At 65.2% G+C, this 23,065-nt stretch carries 22 protein-coding genes and 1 tRNA gene; 17 read left to right on the forward strand and 6 right to left on the reverse strand.

The genetic code is table 11. From position 1 onward, the window contains the following. Nucleotides 1-125 precede the first annotated feature (125 nt). Nucleotides 126-1,385 carry an MFS transporter gene (locus DDF70_RS19220; RefSeq protein ID WP_114946461.1) on the forward strand — a complete coding sequence of 420 codons (1,260 nt, stop codon included), beginning with the start codon at nt 126-128 and terminating at the stop codon, nt 1,383-1,385. A 275-nt stretch (nt 1,386-1,660) separates the two neighbouring features. Here DDF70_RS19220 and DDF70_RS19225 read toward each other — a convergent pair whose 3' ends face one another. Further along, the gene (locus DDF70_RS19225; protein WP_114946462.1) at nt 1,661-2,551 is read right to left on the reverse strand and encodes an N-formylglutamate amidohydrolase; all 891 of its coding nucleotides are present in this window, start codon (nt 2,549-2,551) and stop codon (nt 1,661-1,663) included. Nucleotides 2,552-2,725: 174 nt separating this feature from the next. Between DDF70_RS19225 and cpdR the strand changes: the two genes are divergently transcribed. The 5 genes from cpdR to DDF70_RS19250 all read left to right on the forward strand — a co-directional run bounded on the left by cpdR (nt 2,726) and on the right by DDF70_RS19250 (nt 5,116). Then, complete coding sequence (cpdR, locus tag DDF70_RS19230; protein ID WP_036361886.1) at nt 2,726-3,082, forward strand: cell cycle two-component system response regulator CpdR; 357 nt, start codon at nt 2,726-2,728, stop codon at nt 3,080-3,082. Between the two features lie 89 nt (nt 3,083-3,171). Then, nucleotides 3,172-3,246: transfer RNA gene (locus DDF70_RS19235), tRNA-Val, on the forward strand. A gap of 43 nt (nt 3,247-3,289) precedes the next feature. Next, a complete protein-coding gene (ykgO, locus tag DDF70_RS19240; protein ID WP_009763379.1) occupies nt 3,290-3,415 on the forward strand; it encodes a type B 50S ribosomal protein L36 in 126 nt (41 codons plus the stop codon). 72 nt (nt 3,416-3,487) lie between these two features. Then, entirely contained in the window at nt 3,488-4,093 is a 606-nt protein-coding gene (locus DDF70_RS19245) for a tetratricopeptide repeat protein (RefSeq protein WP_114946463.1), read from the forward strand. A gap of 15 nt (nt 4,094-4,108) precedes the next feature. After that, complete coding sequence (locus tag DDF70_RS19250; RefSeq protein WP_114946464.1) at nt 4,109-5,116, forward strand: alpha/beta fold hydrolase; 1,008 nt, start codon at nt 4,109-4,111, stop codon at nt 5,114-5,116. A 237-nt stretch (nt 5,117-5,353) separates the two neighbouring features. Here DDF70_RS19250 and pyk read toward each other — a convergent pair whose 3' ends face one another. From pyk to DDF70_RS19265, 3 genes are all read right to left on the reverse strand, one after another. After that, nucleotides 5,354-6,790 carry a pyruvate kinase gene (gene pyk / locus DDF70_RS19255; RefSeq protein WP_114946477.1) on the reverse strand — a complete coding sequence of 479 codons (1,437 nt, stop codon included), beginning with the start codon at nt 6,788-6,790 and terminating at the stop codon, nt 5,354-5,356. Nucleotides 6,791-6,792: 2 nt separating this feature from the next. Continuing rightward, on the reverse strand, nt 6,793-7,254 hold the full coding sequence (locus tag DDF70_RS19260; protein ID WP_114946465.1) for a DUF1036 domain-containing protein: 462 nt from the start codon (nt 7,252-7,254) through the stop codon (nt 6,793-6,795). 194 nt (nt 7,255-7,448) lie between these two features. Beyond that, nucleotides 7,449-8,387, reverse strand: a complete 939-nt coding sequence (locus tag DDF70_RS19265) for a DMT family transporter (protein WP_114946466.1) — start codon at nt 8,385-8,387, stop codon at nt 7,449-7,451. A gap of 110 nt (nt 8,388-8,497) precedes the next feature. Here DDF70_RS19265 and DDF70_RS19270 point away from each other — a divergent pair, with 110 nt between their 5' ends. From DDF70_RS19270 to DDF70_RS19285, 4 genes are all read left to right on the forward strand, one after another. Then, a complete protein-coding gene (locus DDF70_RS19270; protein WP_114946467.1) occupies nt 8,498-9,337 on the forward strand; it encodes an N-formylglutamate amidohydrolase in 840 nt (279 codons plus the stop codon). A 4-nt stretch (nt 9,338-9,341) separates the two neighbouring features. Beyond that, nucleotides 9,342-9,647, forward strand: coding sequence for a DUF1244 domain-containing protein (locus DDF70_RS19275; RefSeq protein WP_114946468.1), 306 nt, complete (start codon nt 9,342-9,344; stop codon nt 9,645-9,647). Nucleotides 9,648-9,708: 61 nt separating this feature from the next. Continuing rightward, nucleotides 9,709-9,966 carry a DUF2312 domain-containing protein gene (locus DDF70_RS19280; RefSeq protein ID WP_036361868.1) on the forward strand — a complete coding sequence of 86 codons (258 nt, stop codon included), beginning with the start codon at nt 9,709-9,711 and terminating at the stop codon, nt 9,964-9,966. Between the two features lie 318 nt (nt 9,967-10,284). After that, nucleotides 10,285-11,145, forward strand: a complete 861-nt coding sequence (locus tag DDF70_RS19285; protein ID WP_114946469.1) for an urea carboxylase-associated family protein — start codon at nt 10,285-10,287, stop codon at nt 11,143-11,145. Between the two features lie 51 nt (nt 11,146-11,196). Here the strand turns inward: DDF70_RS19285 and DDF70_RS37525 are convergent, their stop codons facing one another. Together DDF70_RS37525 and DDF70_RS19295 are read right to left on the reverse strand one after the other, a co-directional pair. Continuing rightward, nucleotides 11,197-12,855 (reverse strand): peptidoglycan L,D-endopeptidase MepK, encoded by a 1,659-nt coding sequence (locus tag DDF70_RS37525; protein WP_425374092.1) that lies wholly within the window; start codon nt 12,853-12,855, stop codon nt 11,197-11,199. Nucleotides 12,856-12,988: 133 nt separating this feature from the next. Further along, the gene (locus tag DDF70_RS19295) at nt 12,989-14,755 is read right to left on the reverse strand and encodes a L,D-transpeptidase family protein (protein WP_114946478.1); all 1,767 of its coding nucleotides are present in this window, start codon (nt 14,753-14,755) and stop codon (nt 12,989-12,991) included. A 378-nt stretch (nt 14,756-15,133) separates the two neighbouring features. Between DDF70_RS19295 and DDF70_RS19300 the strand changes: the two genes are divergently transcribed. The 7 genes from DDF70_RS19300 to DDF70_RS19330 all read left to right on the forward strand — a co-directional run. Then, a complete protein-coding gene (locus DDF70_RS19300; protein WP_170316096.1) occupies nt 15,134-16,966 on the forward strand; it encodes a M3 family oligoendopeptidase in 1,833 nt (610 codons plus the stop codon). After that, the gene (locus DDF70_RS19305) at nt 16,966-18,333 is read left to right on the forward strand and encodes an ABC1 kinase family protein (RefSeq protein ID WP_114946471.1); all 1,368 of its coding nucleotides are present in this window, start codon (nt 16,966-16,968) and stop codon (nt 18,331-18,333) included. Before DDF70_RS19300 ends, DDF70_RS19305 begins: the two co-directional genes overlap by 1 nt. A 58-nt stretch (nt 18,334-18,391) precedes the next feature. Then, nucleotides 18,392-19,609, forward strand: coding sequence for a glycosyltransferase (locus DDF70_RS19310; protein ID WP_114946472.1), 1,218 nt, complete (start codon nt 18,392-18,394; stop codon nt 19,607-19,609). A 113-nt stretch (nt 19,610-19,722) separates the two neighbouring features. Beyond that, on the forward strand, nt 19,723-20,016 hold the full coding sequence (locus DDF70_RS19315; RefSeq protein ID WP_009763394.1) for an aa3-type cytochrome c oxidase subunit IV: 294 nt from the start codon (nt 19,723-19,725) through the stop codon (nt 20,014-20,016). An 80-nt stretch (nt 20,017-20,096) separates the two neighbouring features. Next, nucleotides 20,097-21,233: a Re/Si-specific NAD(P)(+) transhydrogenase subunit alpha gene (locus tag DDF70_RS19320; protein WP_114946473.1), complete on the forward strand. Its 1,137-nt coding sequence runs from the start codon at nt 20,097-20,099 to the stop codon at nt 21,231-21,233. 20 nt (nt 21,234-21,253) lie between these two features. Then, the gene (locus DDF70_RS19325) at nt 21,254-21,703 is read left to right on the forward strand and encodes a proton-translocating transhydrogenase family protein (protein ID WP_114946474.1); all 450 of its coding nucleotides are present in this window, start codon (nt 21,254-21,256) and stop codon (nt 21,701-21,703) included. A gap of 4 nt (nt 21,704-21,707) precedes the next feature. Then, on the forward strand, nt 21,708-23,065 hold a 1,358-nt coding region (locus tag DDF70_RS19330), incomplete at its 3' end, for an NAD(P)(+) transhydrogenase (Re/Si-specific) subunit beta (RefSeq protein ID WP_162820502.1).

Here is a 23,065-nt window from a genome sequence, read left to right on the forward strand (position 1 = left end):
GAAAAGTGGACCCGGATTTCAGCATGAACGATGCGCTCACCAAAGGAAGGAGCATCGGGTTGGATCCCAAAAAGTGGCGTCCACTTTTGGATCCGATGCTCCAGCGTCAAAGGATTTCGCCTACCATGAATTTTGCGCCCAAGCTCGGCACGGCTCGCCTCGAATCGGCCCTGGTCCTGATCGCGGTGCTCGCGGCGCTCTATGCGGTCAGCCAGTTCCTGCGCAATTCCATCGGCGTCATCGCTAACGATCTCGCCCGCGAGCTGCATCTCACGGCCACCCAGACGGGGCTTCTCTCCAGCGCGTTCTTCTTCGCCTTCGCGGCGGTCCAGATCCCGATCGGCATCCTCATCGATCGTTACGGCCCCAAGCGGGTCATGCTGACGACAGCCGTACTGACTGTATCGGGAACGGTGCTTTTCGCCCTTGCGCCTTCGGCGTCCCTGCTCATCGCCGCGCGGGCGCTCATGGGGCTCGGCTGCTCAACCTTCTTCATGGCGCCCCTCGTCATCTATGCGCGGCGCTTTCCGCCGCAGCGCTTCGCCGGGCTCACCAGCCTGCAGATGGGTCTGGCCAATATGGGCACCCTGGCGGCGACGGCCCCGCTGGCGGCCTCCGCCGCCGTCTTCGGCTGGCGCAGTTCGTTCCTGGCGGTGGCCGCCCTGACCGTTGTGATCTGGCTCGCCATCGTGTGGATCGTGTCGAAGGATTCGCACGTGGAGCGGCCGAAGGAGACCTGGGGCGAGGCGTTCCGGGGCGTGGCCGCCGCCCTGAAGGTGCCGTCCTTCTGGCCGGTTTTCTTCATGCACCTGACCACCTACGGATGCTTCGCCTCCGTGATCGGGCTCTGGGGCGGCCCCTGGCTGTCCGACGTGCACGGGGCCGATCTGGCCATGAGAGGCAACATCCTGCTGCTCGGCGCGACGGCGCAGATCTGCGGCATGCTGCTCTGGGGCGCCATGGACCGGTTCTGGGGCAGCTACAAGAAGCCAGTTCTCATCGGCAGCACGGCGACGGTGCTCCTGCTGCTCGTACTCGTCCTCGCGCCTCTCGACCGAACCTCCGCGACGGTCTGGTTCCCGCTCTTCGGCCTCTGCGTCGCCTATACGCCGATCCTCACCAGCCATGGAAAATCGCTGTTCCCGGCGGGCCTGACGGGACGGGGCATCACGCTCATGAACATCGGCACGATGGGCGGGGCATTTCTGTCCCAGAGCGTGACCGGCATGCTGATCGATCTCATGGGACGCTCCGACCAGGGCCTCTACCGGCCTGAAGGCTATCGTCTCGTCTTCGCCGCCCTTGCGGGCTGGCTGCTCCTCAGCCTGGCCTTTTATGTCAGAGCCATCGATCCGCATCCCAGCAGATATGCATCGAAAGCATAACCGGAAGCGAAATATGAGTTGCAATTTGTGCGATGCGGCGTAATTATTGCAGTGCGATATGGCGATGGCGTCGCCTTATCGTAGCCCTTCTTGGGCGTTTCCTCCCTAAACTTCGGGCCGCTGGCAACAGTGGCCTTTTTTCTTGTCCGGACGGCTTCGAAAGCGCCGGACGTGAATTCGAAGTCAGGTTCGGTGCTCCAAGAGTGTGGATTTACGCATCTTTTCACGCGAAACCGGCTTCCACGTTTGCGCTCGATGCTCTGGGCTTCTAGGGGTCACTCCGCCGCGATGGACCGGATCGTCAGCTCACCCTCGATATCCGAGATCACCTGGGCAAACGCCTGGGTCAGGTCCTCCCCCAGCACGCCAAAGCCCGTCTTCTTCTGCATGCTGCGCTCGTCCATGTAGAGCGCCCGGTTGATCTCGATCTGGAGAGCGTGCCGCCCCAGGGCCGGCTCACCGTAATGCTCGGTGATGAAGCCGCCCGCATAGGGCTTGTTGCGGATCACCGTGTAGCCGCGTCCCCTCAAGGCCGCTTCCACCATGTCGATCAGCAGGGTGGCGCAGCTCGTGCCGTAGCGGTCTCCCAGCACGATGTCGGCCTTGGCTCCGTCCTCACGGCTGACGCTGGAGGAGGGCATGGAATGGCAATCGATCAGGACGGCGTGCCCGAAATGCTGGGCCGTGCGGCGCACGAGATGGCGCAGGGTCCGGTGGTAGGGCTTGTAGAGCCATTCGATCCGGTGCAGGGCCTCGTCCACACGGAGACGCGCGCGGTAGATCTCCTGCCCGTCGGCCACGATGCGCGGAATGGTGCCGAGGCCTCCGGCCACGCGCATGGAGCGGGTATTGGTGAAAGGCGGCAGGCGGCCGTCGAACATGCGGGAATCGAGTTCGTAGGGCTCGCGGTTCAGGTCGAGAAACGCCCGCGGGAAGCGGGCGGTCATGAGGGGCGCTCCGAGATCCGGCATCGCGCTGAAAAGCTCGTCCACGAAAGCATCCTCGGAGCGCCTCAGGGCGACGGCGTCGAGCCGGGACGCCGCCAGGAAGGACGCCGGATAGACGGCTCCCGCATGCGGCACGTTGAAGACGAAGGGAATCGTCTGCGCCGAAGGTTCGGTGATCGTGAAGGGGGGATCGAACTCATCAACGATGGTTGGCTGCATCAGGAATCTTGACTTTATTGGAAAAGAAGCAGGTTTTCCCGCTAGTGTAAGGCAGCTCCGCCGCCTGTCCATGACAATATCGTAGCAAGGCTGCGTCGTACTTTCACGGCTTGTTTACCATCGATCCTCCATGAAGGAGCGAGTCAAACCGCCACGATTCGGGACTGGCAACCGATGAAGATTCTTCTTGCCGAAGACGATAACGACATGCGCCGCTTCCTCGTGAAGGCGCTGGAGAATGCAGGCTACGACGTTGCCTCGTTCGATAACGGCCTTTCCGCCTATAACCGCCTGCGCGAAGAGCCTTTCGAGCTCCTCCTGACGGATATCGTCATGCCGGAAATGGACGGGATCGAGCTGGCCCGCAAGGCCACCGAACTCGACCCGGAGATCAAGGTGATGTTCATCACCGGCTTCGCGGCTGTCGCCCTCAACCCGGATTCCCAGGCTCCGCGCGACGCGAAGGTCCTGTCGAAGCCGTTCCACCTGCGCGATCTGGTGAGCGAAGTCGATAAAATGATGGCCGCCTAAAAAAGGCTGGCCTTCAGGCTTGCGCCAAGGCCCGCTTGTGGGTATATCGCCCCCACAGCCGAAGCGGGACCTCAAAATCACCGTTTCCCGGGCGCGTAGCTCAGCGGGAGAGCACTACGTTGACATCGTAGGGGTCGCTGGTTCGATCCCAGCCGCGCCCACCATTTTCTTTTTCCGGCCTTCCCGAAGGGCCGCAGGAGACCGGATATGAAGATCCGTAACTCGTTGAAGTCGATCCGCGGCCGTCACCGCGACAACCAGCTGGTTCGTCGCAAGGGTCGCGTCTACATCATCAACAAGACCCAGAAGCGCTACAAGGCTCGTCAGGGCTAAGTCTGCGCGTGCGGCATCGCCGCACACGATAATCTGAATTGACCACGCATGCCGGGACCCTAAAATCCCGGCATGCGTTTTTTCGCGTGTCTGCTGACCCTCATTCTCGTCTCCGCCGCGCTTCCCTCGAGCGCGCAGGAGCCCGCGCGTCCCAAGGACACCAAGGAACAGGTCCAGCCGCCTCGGACGCGTCCTCGCGCGTCCACCCTGGATGAGCTCTTCGATCGTCTGGGCAAGGCGCAATCCGAACGCGAGGCGGAGGGCATCTCCTCCCTGATCGACCGGCGCTTCTCCCGCTCCGGCTCCGACACGGCCGACCTTCTCCTCAAGCGAGCGGCCGAGGCCTATGGAAAGAAGGACTTTCCCCTCGCCATCGAGCTGATCGACCGGGTTCTGGTGCTCCAGCCCAACTGGGCGGAAGCCTGGTACAAGCGGGCGACGGTCTTCTACCAGCTCGACGATCCGGTGGGCGCCATGGCCGACCTGCACCGGGCGATCAAGATCGAGCCCCGCCACTTCAACGCATGGACCGGGCTCGGCCACATCCTCATGGCTTCCGACGACAAGGTGCATGCGCTCGAGGCCTATCGCCGGGTGCTCGCGATCAATCCGCAGATGTCGGACGTGAAGACCATCGTGAGCCACCTCGCCCCCGAGGTTGACGGACAGGATCTCTAAATTCACGTTGCGGGGATGTCCCTGCTTTTCGTCCTCGTCGTACCACTCTCGCTGCTCCTTGTCGGAGCGGCCTTCACCTATCTCTACGCGTGGTCCATCGAGCGGCGCTTCCCGCCGACCGGCCGGTTCATCACGGTCGAGGGTTCTAGGCTGCATTACCGTGAGGAGGAGCCTCGGGACGGACCTGTGCGCGGAACCATCGTGCTCCTGCACGGCGCATCGTCCAATCTGGTCGAATCCATGCTGGGCTTGGGCTCGACGTTGTCGCGGCGCTACCGGGTTCTCGCCTTCGACCGCCCCGGCCATGGCTGGAGCGAGCGAAAGCCGGGCCTGCGCAAAGCGCAGCCCGCCCGACAGGCGGCGCTCGTCGCCGGGGCCCTGCGGCAATTGGGCGTCCGGGACGCGGTGGTCGTGGGACATTCCTGGTCCGGAACCATCGTGCCCCACTTCGCCCTCGATCATGCGGACGTCACGGGAGCGATCCTCGTCCTGTCCGGGATCACGTCCCCCTGGCCCGGGGGCTATATCGGCTGGTACCGGCGCCTGATCGATTCCCCGGCCGGGTGGCTGCTGATGCGGACGCTTGCCGTGCCGGTTCTTCTCGTCCTGCGGCCCTGGATGAAGAGCAAGACCTTCCGGCCGCAACCGGCCCCGCCCGGTATCGTCAAGAAGGGCTTCATTCCCCTGGCCTTCCGTCCCCGCGCCTATGAGGCCAACATGCAGGATTTCGCCGTCATGTACGATGCGGTCCTGCGGCAGAGCGTGCGCTACGGGGAGATCCGGCTGCCCGTGACGGTGTTGGCGGGCGACCGGGACGAGATCGTCTGGAGCGATCTCCACAGCCGCTCCTTCGCCCGGGCAGTGCCGGGCGCGGAGCTGATCCTGATGCCCGGCATCGGCCACATGCCGCAATATGCTGACCAGGCAACGGTTCTCGCGGCCATCGAGGCTCTGGCCGAGCGGGTCGCGCCCATCGATCCACTCCCCCTTGCCGGGAGGGGCGAGGAGGGTGTGACCGGGTGAGACCTTGCCGTCATGGCCGTCATGGCCGGGCCAATGTTGTGGTGGTCCTATGTTGAGGAACCACAGTGTCATCCCCGGCGCACGCAGTGCGGGAAGGGGATCCATGGCGTCGCGCTTGGATCGTGGATTCCCTTCCCCTCCGCTGACGCTTCGGCCGGGAATGACACTGATGGCGCCTCACTGAAACGAGATCACCGGCACAAGGCCGGTGATGACGTCGGAGTCCGGTAGAACACCTCAGGCCTGTGCGGCGTGTTCCTGATTGACGAAGGCGATGCGCACCATGTTGGTGGCGCCGGGCGTGCCGAAGGGCATGCCGGCCACGATGATGATGCGTTCGCCGATGGTCGAATAACCTTCGCGCACGGCGAACTTGCAGGCGCGGAACGCCATGTCGTCGATGTCGCTGGCGTCCTTGGTGCGGATCGAGTGCACGCCCCAGACCAGGGCGAGACGCCGGGCGGTGTTCACGCTCGGCGTCAGCGCGACGACCGTCGAGTTCGGCCGCTCGCGGGCGATGCGGAATGCCGTCGAGCCCGAGAAGGTCCAGGCGGCCACGGTCTTGATGTTGAGCGTATCGGCGATCTGATGCGAGGCCGCCGCGATGGCGTCCGAGCCGGTGGCTTCAGGCTCCGCGTTCAGGGTGCGCATGATCGACCAGTAGTTCTGGTCCTGCTCCACCTCTTCGGCGATCCGGCTCATGGTGGCGACTGCATCGATCGGATACTGACCCGAGGCGCTCTCGGCCGACAGCATCACCGCGTCTGCGCCGTCATAGACGGCGGTCGCCACGTCGGAGACTTCCGCACGGGTCGGGACCGGCGAGGTGATCATCGATTCCAGCATCTGGGTCGCCACGACCACGGGCTTGCCGAGCTTGCGCGCCGTGCGGACGATGCGCTTCTGGATGCCGGGCACCTTTTCCAGCGGCATTTCCACGCCGAGATCGCCGCGGGCGACCATGACCGCATCCGAGATCTCCATGATCTCGTCGAGGCGGGTGATGGCCTGAGGCTTCTCGAGCTTCGACATCACGAGCGCCCGGCCGCGAGCGACCTTCTTCACCTCGGCCACGTCTTCCGGACGCTGCACGAAGGACAGGGCGATCCAGTCCACGCCGGCATCGAGCGCCGCTTCGAGATCCGAACGGTCCTTGTCCGTCATGGCGGCGACGGGGATCGTCGTGTCGGGCAGGCTGACGCCCTTGCGGTTCGAGATCTTGCCCGCGACTTCGACGGTCGTGGTGGCCGAGCCCTGCTTCACGCTCTTCACGCGCAGCCGCAGCTTGCCATCGTCGATCAGCACCGTGTGGCCCGGCTCGAGGGAGGACAGGATTTCGGGATGGGGCAGGTGCACGCGGTTCTTGGTGCCGGGCGTCTTGTCCGCGTCGAGCGTGAAGCTCTGGCCCTGCACCAGCATGGCGCTGTCGCCCTCGAAGGCGCCGACGCGCAGCTTCGGTCCCTGCAGGTCGGCGAGGATCGCGATCGGGCGCTTGAACCGGGCCTCGACGGCGCGGATCATTTCGACCCGCTCCTTCAGCTTCTCGCGGGGCAGGTGGCTCATGTTGAGGCGGAAGACGTCGGCGCCGGCCTCGAACAGCTTGGCGATCATCTCCGGATTCTCGGAAGCCGGGCCCAAGGTTGCTAGGATCTTCGTGCGCCTGTCGCGTCTCATCGTCATGGCCCCCCTGGCCGGTTCGTTTCGGTGAGCTGGATCGTCCAGCTCTTCTGTTCACCTGTATCGACTTCGAAGAAGCCGCTGCGATCAAAGCCTCTGGCGAGGCAGTCCTCCGTTCCGCGAATCGTGAATTCGCGCTCCCGGGTGCACATGAAGGAGCGTCCGCTCCATTCGCCGCCCCGGTCGTAATCGATGGCATAGATATAATAGAAGCGGCCGCCGAGCTGCCCCTTGAGCAGGGTTTCGCAGCCGCGCGCCGTGAGATTCCACCAGCCCTCCGTTACCCACCCTTGAGCGTCCCGGTAGCCGAGCGCGATGCCGACCCGGCTCGACGTCATGTTGCACAGGCGCAGGTCCGCCTTCGCGGGCGCTGCGGCCAGAAGACACCCGCCGACGAGGATCGTTGCGAGTGCAAGGCTTCGCCGCCGGCGAGGGGACGATGTGAGGAGAGCGGCCTTCATGGATGCGGTATGATCGAATCGAAAGGAATGAAATCGCACAATGCAGTGAGAACTATGTCGAATCGTTGTCTGCCAGAAGTTTAGCCGGGGCAAGACCTTACAAGCAGGGTCGCCGCAGATTTTGCGGGCCGCATGGCCTTTCCGACACTCCGGGGCACCTCTGAACCGACCTTTGCTCTCCATATGGAGGGGAATTATCCGGCCGGTGCATCGGCTTTGGGCCGCGCGATCCAGATGCCGAAGAGAATCAAGGCGCCGCCGACGCTCTGCACCAGGGTCAGCTGCTCGCCGAGGATCGCCCAGCCGAACAGGGCTGCGGCAATCGCTTCCAGGAAAATCACCAGGGACGAGAAGACCGCCGGCAAACGCCCGAGCGCGATGGCGAGAAGGCCCTGGCCGCCCGCGTGGCTGACATAGGACATGGCGAGAAGCGCCGCGATGCCCTGCGCGGTCTGCGGGATCACCCGCGTGTCGAAGAGGACGGCAATGACCAGAAGAATCGCCGAGGTGATCAGTCCGGCCTCGAACGTCACCCGCGCGGCGCCCGCGGTCTTGCGCGCGCGGCTGGCGGCCAGGAAATACATGCCGAAGAAGAAGGCCGTGGCGACGCCGTAAAGATCGCCTTCGATCCGGGCGGGATCCGCCTGGAGGCTCTGGCCGATCAGGGCCGCGCCGCCGAGAAGGCAGAGGCCAAGGCCCATGAAGGTTCCCCGCGAGACCCGCTGCCTGAGCACGAGCCAGACGGTCAGCACGACGAAGAGCGGGGCCATGGTGGCGAAGAAGGTGGCGTTCGCCACCGTCGTCTTGAGGATCGCCAGATGCCAGAAGAAGAGATCGCCGGCAAAGACGATGCCGCCCAAAATGCTCGCCCTGGAGAACCGGACTTTCGGCGTGCCGGCGGGCGCGCGCTTCTCCTCGATTCGCATCCAGGCGTAGAGCAGGGGCAGGCAGAGCGAGACGCGCCAGAAGGCGCTGGCGAACGGCCCCACATCGGCTGGCGCCCCACCGACGCTCGCAGAGGCAAAGCGCACGAAGATCGGTGAAATTCCCATGGCGACGGCGCCGAGGCACAGAGCGGCAAAAGCCGAAGTTATGCCCGAATCGAGCCGGGCCGTTGTGGAGGGGGAGGCCATGTGCGTTGTGAAAGTCTGTTGCGCGGAAGGTCGCGTTGTCAGGGTCGGAGCGGCACGTTAAGGCTTTTCGTCCGTCGTTCAATCTATTCCCGTCGAAATCCACCCCCGCCATGTCCGCTTCCGCCGCCCTCGCGCTCGACGATCCATCCCTTGCGCCGCATCCCGTGGAAATCGTCCCCGGTTCCGTCGAATCGGGGATCCTGATCCTGTGCGACCACGCCTCCAACGCGGTGCCGCCGGATCTGGGCGACCTGGGGCTCCCGGAAACCGAGTTCGAGCGTCACATCGCCTACGACATCGGGGCCGCAGCCGTGACGCGCTCCCTGGCTCGCCGCTTGGGTGCGCCGGCGATCCTGACCCGGTTCTCCCGGCTCATCATCGACCCGAACCGGGGCCGCGACGATCCGACCCTGGTCATGCGCCTGTCCGATGGCGCGGTGGTGCCGGGCAACGCCAAGGTCGACGAGGCCGAGGTTCAAAGTCGCATCGCCCGGTTCTACGATCCCTATGACGATGCCATAGCGGACGCGATCCACAAGGCCATGGCGGCGGGCCACCCGCCCGTCGTCGTGACGGTTCACAGCTTCACGCCGATCTGGCGCGGCTGGGCCCGGCCGTGGCACGTAGGCATCCTGTGGGACGCGGACGACCGCTTCGCCAAGCCGCTTCTCGAAGGATTGGCGGCGGAAGACGGACTCGTCGTCGGCGACAACGAGCCCTATGATGGGGCGCTGGCGGGCGACACCGTCGACCGGCACGCCACGGTCCGTGGCCTCGCCAATGCGCTCATCGAGATCCGGCAGGACCTGATCTCGTCGGACGAGGGCGCCGAGGAATGGGCCGAGCGCTTCGCTCGGCTGCTCGAGCCGCTCGCCGGCCGGCCGGAGCTGCGGGTCCCTGAGATCTTCGGGACCCGCACGCGCGACCGCCTGCGCCAGCACGGAGGGTAAGCCCATGAAGGATATCGACGCGAAAACTCAAGGAGAGCTGGAGGCCGCGGCCTTCCGCAGGCTCGTCGAGCATCTGCGCGAGCGGACCGACGTCCAGAACATCGACCTCATGAACCTGGCGGGGTTCTGCCGGAACTGCCTGTCCAACTGGCTGAAGGAAGCCGCCGACGAGCGGGGCGTCGTCCTCTCAAAGGAGGAGAGCCGGACCCATGTCTACGGCATGCCTTATGACGAGTGGAAGGAGCGCCACCAGCGCGAGGCCTCTTCCTCCCAGCTCGCCGATTTTGAGAAATCGAAGCCCGGGCATTAAAACCGCTTCAACCAAATGGCCATAAAACTGGCACCAACACCACAATTAAGGGGCTTCCCTCATGGATGACGCAGCTTTCAACACCGAATCCGTCGCAGCCGACCAGCTGAAGGCCTTCATCGAGCGCATCGAGCGCCTCGAGGAGGAAAAGGCCGGCATCGCGGGCGACATCAAGGACGTCTATGCCGAAGCCAAGGGCAACGGCTTCGACACCAAGGTCCTGCGCAAGATCATCTCCCTGCGCAAGCGCGACTATGCCGAGCGCCAGGAAGAGGAGGCGATCCTCGAACTCTACATGCAGGCGCTCGGGATGGTCTAAGGCCATCCTGCCGTTCAAGTTTTCCAAAGGCCTCGCGGGACAGTCCGCGAGGCCTTTCTTGTTTCATAGGACTGTCCATCACCCTCCGACCTCATCCTGAGGAGGTGCGAAGCACCGTCTCGAAGGATCGTCCAGAGAGCACGGGAGGCGCCCTCGTGCCCGGACATCGTCCGGGATCTCGAGACGGTCACTCACGTGACCTCCTCAGGATGAGGGCTTAGGGAGCGTTTCGTCAGCTTGTCAGCCATGCATCCTTCCCGCTCGCGTGCCGCGATCCGGTTGCCTATAAGGAAGCCATCACGAAAGCTGGAGAAACGCATGAAGCTGGCCCGGGACCAAGTATCGGAACCTTTCGACGCGGAGGCGCGCCGGAAAATCGCTCCCGTCATCTGCTATCCGGTCGAGACCCTGCCGCGGCCCGACCTCGCCGCATACCAGGCCGCCCGCGAGGGCTGGGACAAGATCGACGAGGTGATCGTGCCGCCCCGGGATGCACGCTGCTTCAACGTGCCCGCCGGTTGCTTCTTCCGGATCGTCAGCATCGAGGGCCCGCAGGTGGGCGATCTCAATCTCTGGTCCGCGAACGATCTCGACGAGCGCTTCTTCTCCGGCAAGACACGGGCCCTCAACGGCACCCACGTGTCGACCGGGGACCAGCTCTGGTCGTCCCTGCCTTACTTGAGGCCGATGGCGACGATCACCCACGACACCCTCGACTGGTATGGCTTCGACGAATTCGGCGGCTCCGTGCACGACGTCATCGGCACGCGCTGCGATCCCTATACGCATCGCCTGCTCTCGGGGCACGATTATCACCATTGCTGCCATTCCAACCTGACCCGCGCGCTCGCGCATCGGCTGGGACGTCCGAAGGACGAAGTCGAGCCGGCGGTGCACGACGTGCTCAACGTGTTCATGTGCACGGGCTTCACCCGCGATACGGGGCAGTACTTCATGAAGGCGAGTCCGGTCAGGCCGGGCGATCACCTGGAGTTCTTCGCCGAGATCGATCTTCTGGGCGCGCTCTCCGCCTGCCCGGGCGGCGATTGCAGCGCGGAGCATTCGAGCGATCTGGCGGTCTGCCATCCGCTGCTGGTCGAGGTCTACCGACCCAAGGCGCCGCCGCAGGGTTGGACATCTCCGGCGCGTAATGCGTACGGCCGTCAGCACGGCGAGTGAGCCGCCTGCCTGTCGGTCAAACAGAAAGGGCCCCTCGCGGGGCCCTTTCTCTTATCGCACCACCGGCAGCGGTTTGACCGCCGGTCCCGTGAACTTGTTCGTCGCCAGATCGCCTACGGGCTTGCTCGAGAAGCCCATATGCAGGCTGGGCTCCGCCGACATCAGGGCGCTCAGGGCCGTTGCCGGGGGCTTCTTCGCGGCCGGAGGCGCTTTGGTCTCGGGAGCCGCTGCGGGCTTTGCCTTCTCAACCTTCGCCAGCGCCTTGGGCGTCGAGCCGGTCACCGGAATGTCGACCGGGTTCGCGGAGGCCACCACGACGGGGCGCAGATCGGGCCGGGGCGGCGGCAGCGGATGCTGGACGGCCGCCATCTCCGTCGCGCCGCGTGGCTCCGGAAGGCCGGGGATCGGGTTCGTGGCCGCGAGCGATCCCGGACGGGCCGGCGGAAGCGGCGCATAGGCGAGGGCGACGGTGCCGGCGACGGGCTCAATGCCTGTGTCGTCCGCGTCGGGCCGGCGCGGCGGCATCGGCGCGAAGGCCATGCCCTTGGGGATCGACATTTCGGATTGCGCTTCCGGACCCTGCTGCCATGCCAGGACGGGACCCGATGCGGTCTGCACGGTGCCGGGCGCCCCGTTGATCCGGGTCGGCGGCAGCGGTGCCGTGGGCGGCGGCGTCAGGTCCTCACGCAAAGCGGGTGCCATGGCAGCCATGACGGCGGGCGCGGGCGGCTCGGGCCGCGGCTGGATCGCCACGGGAGCAGGGCGTACCGGCTCGGGGGCCCTGCGCGGCTCCAGCGCCGCATAGACCGACGTGTTGGAATCGCTGGCGTAATAGTTCTGAGCCGGCTGGGACGGACGGGAGGCCACGATGGCCCGGCCGGGCCGCGCGGCGACCCGGATCTCCTCCGCATCCTCGTTCTCGTCCTCGTCGAGACCGAACAGCGTCGCCCAGAAGCTCTTGCGGCGGGGCTGATTGGCGACGGCCTCCTCGGCATCCGCATAGGCGGAATAGCCCGCGACCGTGCCGCCCTTGGCGAGCACTTCGGCGCGGGCCTCGTCGTAGCCCGGCAGAGGCCTGCCGTCCGACGGGATATGCACGGTCTTGCCGTCGGGGAAGATGCTGGCGAGCTGCGAGCGGGTCATGCGCGGCCAGGCGCGCACGCTGCCCACGTCGAGATGGACGAAGGGCGTGTAGGCATTGGGGTAATAGCCGACGCCGCCGTTCTGGAGCCGCATGCCGATGGCGCGCAGGCGCGCGGCGGACACGTCCGGCAGGTAGAAGTCCATGGCCTTGCCCTGCATGTGCTGGCTGTTCTTGGCCACCACGCTCGACCGCCGACGGAGCATCGAGTTGGTCTGGGGCGAGCGGTAGCCCGAGTTCACATGCACCGGCTCGCTCGACCCGACCTCGCGATAGACCTCCCACACCGTATCGAAGAGGCGCGGGTCCATGCGGGTGGGCTCGTCGCGGCGCCAGTCGCGCAGGAACCAGTTGAGCTGCTGCAGGGCGCCCGAATCGTACTGGCCGTTGCGCCTGAACGTGACGGTGAGGCTTTCCTTGGTATTGTTGTTGTAAAGGCTCAGCGTGCGGGTATCGCCATTGGCGACGGCATCCTGCGTGCCCCGCACCCCACCCACCATGACGGCCAGAAAGGCCACAAGACCAATGCTCGCGCGATGCGCGAGGCGGCCCGTACGCAATACTCTCACTGTGGTACTCGTCTTTACTGGTCCGCATCCGGGGATGCAGCAATCCTTATGGTGAAAGGATCTTTGCCGAAGACGGTTACATTCCCGTTAAGTGAGAGCAGGAAATTGGCTGAAAACGCGACGAAGGAGGCGGCTATTCCGACAGGTTCAACGCGGCCCGGACCTTGCGGTCGAGACCGTAGAGATCCTCGAACTTCTTCATCTCGCCCTTCTCGTCGACCGTGAGCGTGAAGTAGGTCAGGTGCACGGGCAGAGGGTTCGACAGGTGCACGGTGCGCTCGCCCTTGCCGATGAGCCCGCGCAGCTTCTCCTCGGTCCACTTGCCGTCCCGGCCCATGACCTCTTCCGCGAGCTCGAACGGCTTGTCGACGCGCACGCAGCCATGGCTGAAGGCGCGCTTGCTGGCGGAGAAGAGATTGCGGTTCGGCGTGTCGTGCAGATAGACCGCGTGCTGGTTGGGGAACATGAATTTCAGGAAGCCCAGCGCATTGCGCTCGCCGGGCGGCTGCTGGACCATGATCCGGTCGCCGCGGCGGATGACCTTGTAGCCCTTCTTCGCAGCGTAATCGGGATCGTTGGCGAGCGCCGGAAGGATCTCCTTCTTCATGATCGACGGCGGGATGGTCCAGGACGGATTGACCACGAGGTACTTCATGTCCTCGGAGAAGATCGGCGTCTGCGACTGCTCTTTGCCGACGATGACGCGGGTCTGATAGACGGTGTTGCGCCCCTCGACCATCTGCAGGCGGAATTCGGGCACGTTCACCATGATGTGCCGCTGCCCCAGATCGGCGGGCAGCCAGCGCCAACGTTCCATGTTGGCGATCAGGTCGGATTGCCGCTGCGCCACCGAGGGGCCGGAGAGGGCCGCCACCGTCTGTGCATTCAGGACGCCCGTGTCCGGCAGGCCCTTCTCCTTCTGGAAGGCCGCCACGGCGGAAGCCACGCGCTCGTCGTAGACCGTCTGGTTGTTCGCATCCTTCGCGAGGTTGAAGCGCGCGCGGATCAGGGGAACGCGTGGATCCTTCATGCCCACGCGCAGGATCGGGCCGCGGGGCAGGTGCACGCTCGGCTGAGAGGGATGGCTCTCGCGCAGTTTCGCCAGCCGCTCCTTCAGGGCCTTGTAACCGGCGTGAGGCGGGTTGTAGGCCTCGAGCGCGCCGCCCGCATCGCCGGCGGCGGCGACCTTGCTCAGCACCTCGTCGATGGCCGGCAGGGCGAGCTTCGGAGTCACCAGGGGAGACAGGCGGGCAAGATCGATGCGCGCGCCGCGGGCGTCGCGGGCATAGCGGATGACCGACAGGGAGAGCTTCACATCGGCCTTCGCCCATTGCGCCGGAGTCTCGTCCTTGCGCAGTCCCCGGTCGGGCAAGGCATAATCGGCCGGGTCGAGACCGTCCTCGTCGGCGGCCTTCAGGCGTTCCATCACGCCTAGCGCAGCGGGCGACCAGGCGCCGTCCCGCGCCCAGACCAACGGGCGCTCGGCCTGGGCGTAGAAGGCCTGCAGGGCCTCCCGGTCCTTGGCGCTCACGCGCATCTCGCGCATGACGGCATCGTCCGCGAACAATCCCTCCACGGCCATGCGGAAGAGATCCGTCTGCATCAGGGCCGTCACGGGAGCCGCGTCGGGCAGGGGAATGTCGATGGCGGGAGCGGCCTTGAGATCGACCGACTCGATGGTGACGGGTGCCGGCTCGGTCAGCGGGATGGCTTGAGCAGCCGTATCCTTCTGCGCCGGAGCGTCCTGAACGGCAATATCGTGGAACGAGGGCTCCGCCGGAACAGCCTCAAGGACCTCGGCCTGGGGAGGGCCCGCATCTTCCGCTAGGGCCGACAGGGGAAAGAGGGAGACGGATCCAATGAGACCAAGCCACAGTGCCGTCTTGCGCACGTCACGCATGATCATGCTCCTCATCGCAGTGAAGGTGGAGGCGAGAAGATCCTCCATCAAGTGAATGTCGTCGGTGTTTCCGCACACGTCCTGTTACGCTTAACGCGCGAAACGCCGTGCGGCTTCATCGTCTAGGTCAAGTTGATTCAATTTTCTGTAAAGGACCGCGGCGGACGCGACATCGGGAAGGGGCCTGAGAAGTTGAAACGATATCGAGGAACATGCGAGCCATGCTGAACGATAAGGAGTAAACCGTCTCTTAACGGGACGCAGGCGGGAGCCGGCCTCCAGCCGATATGGGTTGATCCGGGGAGCACGGCAGCCAATATGTGTGCAGACCCTTCCAGCGTGTTCCCAAGCAGGCAGTCGCCCGTGATCTCTCAGACAATGTCCCCCTTGCACCATCCATCCTCCGCCGGCGCCGTGCAGGCCGACCTCGGGCCGCTGCCCGAATGGAATCTGTCCCATCTCTATCCGGGCATGGACAGCGAGGCGTTCAAGCGGGATCTCGCCAAGGCCGAATCGGAGTGCAAGGGTTTCGCCGAAGCCTATCGCGGCAAGCTCGACGAGATGGTCCGGGGCGAGAATGCGCCCGAACGGCTGAACGAGGTGGTGAAGCGCTACGAGGCGATCGAGGATCTTCTCGGCCGCCTCATGTCCTATGCGGGCCTTGTCTATTCCGGCGATACCACCGACCCGGTCCGGGCGAAGTTCTACGGCGACACACAGGAGCGCCTGACGACCGCCTCGACGGAACTGCTCTTCTTCGCGCTCGAGCTCAATCGCATCGAGGACGCGGTTCTCGACAAGGCCGTGAGCGAACAGCCGCTCGCCCATTACAAGCCCTGGATCGAGGATCTCCGCAAGGACAAGCCCTATCAGCTCGACGACAAGATCGAACAGCTCTTCCACGAAAAGTCGGTGACCGGCCGCTCGGCCTGGAACCGCCTGTTCGACGAGACCATCGCGTCCTTACGCTTCACGGTGCGCGGCGAGGAGCTGCCCATCGAGCCGACCCTGAACAAGCTGCAGGATCCGGACGAGAGCGTACGCAAGGACGCGTCCGATGCGCTCGCCAAGACCTTCAAGGCCAATCTCCGCACCTTCACTCTCATCACCAACACGCTCGCCAAGGACAAGGAAATCTCCGACCGCTGGCGCGGTTTCCAGGACGTGGCGGATTCCCGCCATCTGGCCAACCGGGTCGAGCGCGAGGTTGTGGAGGCGATGGTCGCGGCCGTGCGCGACGCCTATCCGCGCCTGTCCCACCGCTACTATGCCCTGAAGGCCAAGTGGTTCGGCAAGGACGCGCTCGACCATTGGGACCGCAATGCGCCCCTGCCGAAGGTCGAGCAGCGCACCATTTCCTGGAACGAGGCCAGGGACACGGTTCTCTCGGCTTATTCCGACTTCTCGCCGCGCATGGCCGACATCGCCAGGCGCTTCTTCGACGAGGGATGGATCGATGCGCCGACCCGTCCCGGCAAGGCTCCCGGGGCCTTCGCGCACCCGACGGTGCCCTCGGCCCATCCCTATGTGCTCCTGAACTATCAGGGCAAGCCCAGGGACGTGATGACGCTCGCCCACGAGCTGGGGCACGGGGTGCATCAGGTGATGGCCGGGCCCAACGGCGCGCTCATGGCGCCGACCCCGTTGACGCTCGCCGAGACGGCCTCCGTCTTCGGCGAGATGCTGACCTTCCGCCGCCTTCTCGACCAGACCACGAACCCGGTGCAGTGCAAGGCGATGCTCGCGGCGAAGGTCGAGGACATGCTCAACACCGTGGTGCGGCAGATCGCGTTCTATTCCTTCGAGCGAAAGGTGCATCTGGAGCGCCGCAACGGTGAGCTGACGGCCGACCAGCTGTGCGAGCTTTGGATGTCGGTTCAGGACGAATCCTTAGGTCCGGCGATCCGTCTGGGACCGGGCTACGAGAGCTTCTGGACCTACATCCCCCACTTCATCCACTCGCCGTTCTACGTCTACGCCTATGCCTTCGGCGACTGCCTCGTGAACTCGCTCTACGGCGTGTACGAGCGCTCCAACGAAGGCTTCGTGGACCGGTACTTCGCGCTGCTGTCGGCCGGCGGCACCAAGCATTACTCGGAGCTGCTCGCCCCCTTCGGTCTGGATGCCGGCGATCCGGCCTTCTGGCAGATCGGTCTGTCGATGATCGAACGCCTGATCGGTGAGCTCGAGGCCATGGAGCAGGCAGCCTGATGTCCGATTCCGACCGCGAAGCGAACCGCTTCTCCGCGCGCGCCGCCCGTTACGCCCGCGTGGGCGCCAACATGGGCGGGGTCGCGGCCCGCATGGCCGGCTCGCGGCTGTTCGGGGGCGATGCGCGCGACGCGTCCAACGCGGCGGTGCTGGCCCAGGCGCTCGGCGGACTCAAAGGCCCGATCATGAAGGTGGCGCAGCTCCTCGCCACCATCCCGGACCTCATCCCGCCGGAATATGCAGCCGAGCTGCAGAAGCTCCAGAGCGAAGCGCCGCCCATGGGGGCGGCCTTCGTGAAACGGCGCATGCAGGCGGAGCTGGGACCCCAATGGCAGGGCCGGTTCGGCTCCTTCGATCTTAACCCCGCGGCGGCCGCGTCGCTCGGCCAAGTCCATCGGGCGACCACGAAGGAGGGCGAGCAGCTCGCCTGCAAGCTCCAATACCCCGACATGCAATCCGCCGTGGAGGCGGATCTGAGCCAGCTCGAACTGGTCTTCGCCCTCCACCGCCGCATGGACCCCGCCATCGACACCCGTGAGATCGCCAAGGAGATCGGCGAGCGGGTGCGCGAAGAACTCGATTACGAACGCGAGGCGAAACACGCGGCGCTCTATGCGCGGACCCTCGCCGACGTGGAGGAGGTCCGGGTGCCACGGGTCCATCCGGAGCTGTCCACCCGGCGGCTCCTGTCGCTCGAATGGCTGGAAGGCGAGAAGATCCTCGGCTTCACCGAAGCGCCGGTCGAGATCCGCAACCGGCTGGCGGTCGCCATGTTCAAGGCCTGGTGGCATCCCTTCAGCCACGCGGCCGTCATCCACGGCGACCCGCATCTCGGCAATTACACGGTCTTCTCCGAAGGCGGGGAGGCGAGGGGTATCAACCTTCTCGACTACGGCTGCATCCGCATCTTCCATCCGCGTTTCGTCGGTGGCGTGGTCGATCTCTATCGCGGGCTCCAGGCCGACGACCGGGCGCGCGTGGTCCACGCCTATGAGACCTGGGGCTTCAAGAACCTCTCGAACGAGCTGATCGACATTCTCAACATCTGGGCCCGCTTCATCTATGCCCCGCTCCTCGACGACCGGATCCGCACCGTGGCCGACGGCGTGAAGCCGGGCGAATACGGCCGGCGCCAGGCCTTCGAGGTTCATAAGGCCCTGAAGGAGAAGGGGCCCGTCACCGTCCCGCGCGAGTTCGTGTTCATGGACCGGGCGGCCGTGGGCCTGGGAGCCGTCTTCCTGCACCTGAAGGCCGAGCTGAACTACCACCGGCTGTTCGAGAACGAGATCGAGCGCTTTTCGCTGGAGAACCTCGAGCAGAAACAGAAAGAGGCCCTGGCCGCTTCCGGTTTACCAAATCCCATGTAATGAGGTTGCATTTTACGCCGTTCGGCCCTACAGGCTAACGGAAGGTAAGGGGCAGCCCATGAAAATCGCTTTCGTTCACCAGAACTTTCCTGGCCAATTCCTTCGCCTGGCCAGAACCTTCGTGGCCGAGGGGCATGAGGTCGTGGGCCTGGGGATGGTGAAGCAATGCTCCATCCCGGGCGTGAAGTATTTCTCCTACGATGCGGTCCCCGGTCCGGAGGATGCGCCCTATCAGAACCGCTACTCCCCGGTCATCCCACGCCTGCGCCGCGCGTATGGCGTCGCCCACAGGGCGAAGGCGCTGGCCCAACAGGGATTCGAGCCGGACGTGGTGGTGGTCAATACGGGCTGGGGCGAGAACCTGTTCCTGAAGGATGTCTGGCCCAAGGCCCGCCACGTAGCCTATTTCGAATATTATTATCACGCCAAAGGGCAGGATCTCGATTTCGATCCCGAGTTCCCGGTCACCAACGAGGAGGTGATCTGGCGCCTGCGCCTGAAAAATTCCATGCAGCTCGGCGCTCTCGATGCCGCCGACGTGGCCGTGGCGCCGACCCGCTACCAGCGGGACACCTTCCCGACCTACCTGCGCGACCGACTCGCCATCATCCATGACGGGATCGACACCCAGCGGCTCCAGCCCGACCCGAACGTCAAGATCCAGCTCGGCGAGAACGGTCCACAGCTCACCCGCGAGAAGCCCGTCGTCACCTATGTGACGCGCAACATCGAGCCGATGCGCGGCGCTCACATCGTCTTCAAGAGCCTGCCTTACCTTCTCGACATCGATCCCGAGCTTCGCGTCGTGATCATCGGCGGCCGGGGGACGAGCTATTCCGGATCCGCGCCCAAGGGACAAACCTGGTTCGACGTCTTCAAGTCCCGGATCGAGCGTCCGGTGGACTGGTCCCGGGTCCATTTCGTCGGAAACCTGCCCTACGACCAGTTCGTGAGGGTCCTGCAGGTCTCCTCGGCCCATGTCTACATGACCTATCCCTTCGTGCTCTCCTGGTCCTCCATCGAATCCATGGCGCTCGAATGCCGGATCGTGGCCTCCGACACGGAACCGGTGCGCGAGATCATCCAGGACGGGGTCAACGGACGCCTCTTCCCCTTCTTCGACGAAAGGGCCCTGGCCGAGCGGGTGCGCGAGACGCTGGCGGAAAAGGAGAAGTCCGCCGCCATGGCCGCGGAGGCCCGCCGGATCGCGGTTTCGAAATATGATTACGAGACTGTCAGCCTGCCCCAGTGGCGCGAGTTCCTCGGGATCAAATAGATGCAAAGAGCATTCATAAAGTTTTCGTTTGGAGCCATTCGAAAGATTGCGGCTCCTTACGGCATGCGCTAAACGCAGCAGTTAACTAGTGACGCTGAACAGGGCTTTGAATCATGGCCGATACAAAACATGCGCCGCACGGGGGCTACAGTCCGGATATGGACGGCCGCGCTCATGAGGCGACCTATCACGGATTTGTCCAGTTTGCCGAAATCGCCACCGCCGTCATCATCTGCCACGTGCTGGCGCTGGCCGTCGGCGGCATCAAGCATGCCTGGCTCACGGCGATCTTCGGCGTGATCCTCTCGCTGGTTGCGGGCGGCATCGGCGCGATGGCCCCCTCCGTGGGCGTGCGGGCTCCGGCAGCGGTCGGAATTCTCCTCGTGCTGGCGCTCATCCTCTACTGAGCGGCGGGGAGCGTTTCGAGACATTAGAGACGAGACAAGAGCTTGATTCCAAGCCGTTGACCACATCCAGGGGGGCCTACATGCGGATCGCCGTTCTCTCCGAAACCGATGGAGCGGAGACCCGTGTTTCCGCCACCCCTGAGACGGTCAAGAAATACAAAAGCCTCGGCGCCGATGTGGTCGTCCAGGCCGGGGCCGGCGCCAAGGCCGGCATTCCCGATGCCGAGTTCGAGGCGGCGGGCGCTTCGGTCGCCACGACGGCCGGGGATGCCCTGAAGGACGCCGACATCGTCCTCAAGGTCCGCCGCCCCGCCGAGGGCGAGCTGACGGGGGTCAAGCCCGGCGCCCTCGTCATCGCCATCATGGATCCCTACGGCCAGGAGGCCGCTCTCAAGGCCCTGGCCGATGCGCAGGTCTCCGCCTTCGCCATGGAGCTGATGCCCCGCATTACCCGCGCACAGGTCATGGACGTGCTGTCCTCCCAGGCCAATCTCGCCGGCTACCGGGCGGTCATCGACGGATCCGCCGAATACGGCCGCGCCATGCCCATGATGATGACGGCGGCCGGCACCGTTCCGGCCGCCCGCGTCTTCGTCATGGGGGCCGGCGTCGCCGGTCTCCAGGCCGTCGCCACCGCTCGCCGCCTCGGCGCGGTCGTGACCGCCACTGACGTGCGCCCCGCCGCCAAGGAGCAGGTGGAGAGCCTCGGCGCCAAGTTCATCGCGGTCGAAGACGAGGAATTCAAGCAGGCCGAGACCGCCGGCGGCTACGCCAAGGAAATGTCGGACGCCTACAAGGCCAAGCAGGCCGAGCTGGTCGCTTCCCACATCGCCAAGCAGGACATCGTCATCACCACGGCGCTCATTCCCGGTCGCCCGGCGCCCAAGCTCGTGTCGCGCGCCATGGTCGAATCCATGAAGCCCGGCTCGGTCATCGTCGATCTGGCCGTGGAACGCGGCGGCAATTGCGAGCTGGCCCAGGCAGGCCAGGTGGTGGAGCATAACGGCGTGAAGATCGTGGGCCACCTCAACGTGCCCGGACGCCTCGCCGCCAGCGCCTCCAGCCTCTACGCGAAGAACCTCTACGCCTTCGTCGAGACGCTGGTGGACAAGGAAACCAAGGCTCTGGCCGTGAAGTGGGACGACGAGCTGGTCAAGGCCACCTGCCTGACCCGCGACGGCGCCATCGTCCACACCGCCTTCCAGCCGACCGCTTAAACCGTCCAGGGGAGGACACCATGGCAACGCTTACGCCCGAACAGGCCGTCGAGCAGGCCCGAGCGGCGGCAGAGGCTGCCCGCCGCTCGGCCGAGGCGGCCCAGACCATCGCCGATCAGGTGGCCGAGGCCGCCGGCAACGCCGCCGCCGTCGTGACCCACGGGGCCGTCGATCCGACCGTGTTCCGCCTCGCCATCTTCGTGCTGGCGATCTTCGTCGGCTACTACGTGGTCTGGTCGGTGACACCGGCGCTGCATACGCCGCTGATGTCGGTCACCAACGCCATCTCGTCGGTGATCGTAGTCGGCGCGCTGCTGGCGGTGGGCGTCAACGTGGCCCCGGCCCTCGGCGAGGGGCCGATCTGGGCCCGGGCACTCGGCTTCGTCGGCCTCGTCCTCGCCAGCATCAACATCTTCGGCGGCTTCCTGGTGACCCAGCGCATGCTTGCCATGTACCGCAAGAAGGGATGAGGCGATGTCGGCCAATCTAGCCTCGATCCTCTACCTCGTCTCCGGCGTCCTGTTCATCCTGGCGCTGCGCGGGCTGTCCCATCCGACCACGTCCCGGCAGGGCAACCTCTACGGCATGGTGGGTATGGGAATCGCCATCCTCACTACCCTGTTCGTCTCCCCGCCGAGCGGGTTCGGCGGCTGGGCTCTGGTGATCCTGGGGCTGGCCATCGGCGGCGGCATCGGCGCCGTGGTCGCCCGGCGGGTGCCGATGACGGCCATGCCGCAGCTTGTGGCCGCCTTCCACTCCCTGGTCGGCCTCGCGGCCGTGCTGGTGGCGGCGGGCGCCCTCTACGCACCGCAGGCCTTCGGCATCGGCTCGGTCGGTACCATCCATGGCGGCTCGCTGTTCGAAATGGCGCTCGGCGTCGCCATCGGGGCCATCACCTTCACCGGCTCCGTGATCGCGTTTCTGAAGCTTGACGGGCGCATGTCCGGCAAGCCGATCCTGCTGCCGAGCCGGCATCTCATCAACATTGGCCTCGGTCTGTTGCTTCTCGTGCTGCTCGTGTTCTTCATCCGCACCGAGAGCCACGCGGCCTTCTGGCTGATCGTGCTTGTCTCCTTCGTGCTCGGCGTGACGCTGATCATCCCCATCGGCGGCGCCGACATGCCGGTGGTCGTGTCGATGCTCAACTCCTATTCCGGCTGGGCGGCGGCGGGCATCGGCTTCACCCTCGGCAACCTCGCGCTCATCATCACCGGCGCGCTGGTCGGCTCCTCGGGCGCGATCCTGTCCTACATCATGTGCAAGGGCATGAACCGCTCCTTCATCTCGGTGATCCTCGGCGGCTTCGGCGGCGAGACGGCGGCTGCCGCAGGCGGCGCGGTCGAGACGCGCCCCGTGAAGCAGGGCTCGGCGGACGATGCAGCCTTCATCATGAAGAACGCCGCCAAGGTCATCATCGTGCCGGGCTACGGCATGGCGGTCGCCCAGGCGCAACACGCGCTTCGCGAGATGGCCGACGAGCTTAAAAGCGAAGGCGTGGAGGTGAAGTACGCCATCCACCCGGTGGCGGGCCGCATGCCGGGCCACATGAACGTGCTGCTGGCGGAAGCCAACGTTCCGTACGACGAGGTGTTCGAGCTCGAGGACATCAACGGTGAGTTCGCGCAGGCCGACGTCGCCTTCGTCATCGGCGCCAATGACGTGACGAACCCGGCGGCGAAGACCGACCCGTCCTCGCCGATCTTCGGCATGCCGATCCTCGACGTGGAGCGCGCCAAGACCGTGCTGTTCATCAAGCGCGGCATGGGATCGGGCTATGCCGGCGTCGAGAACGAGCTGTTCTTCCGCGACAACACCATGATGCTCTTCGGCGA

The sequence above is a fragment of the Microvirga calopogonii genome (genome assembly GCF_003347665.1).
Taxonomy (GTDB): Bacteria; Pseudomonadota; Alphaproteobacteria; order Rhizobiales; family Beijerinckiaceae; genus Microvirga; species Microvirga calopogonii.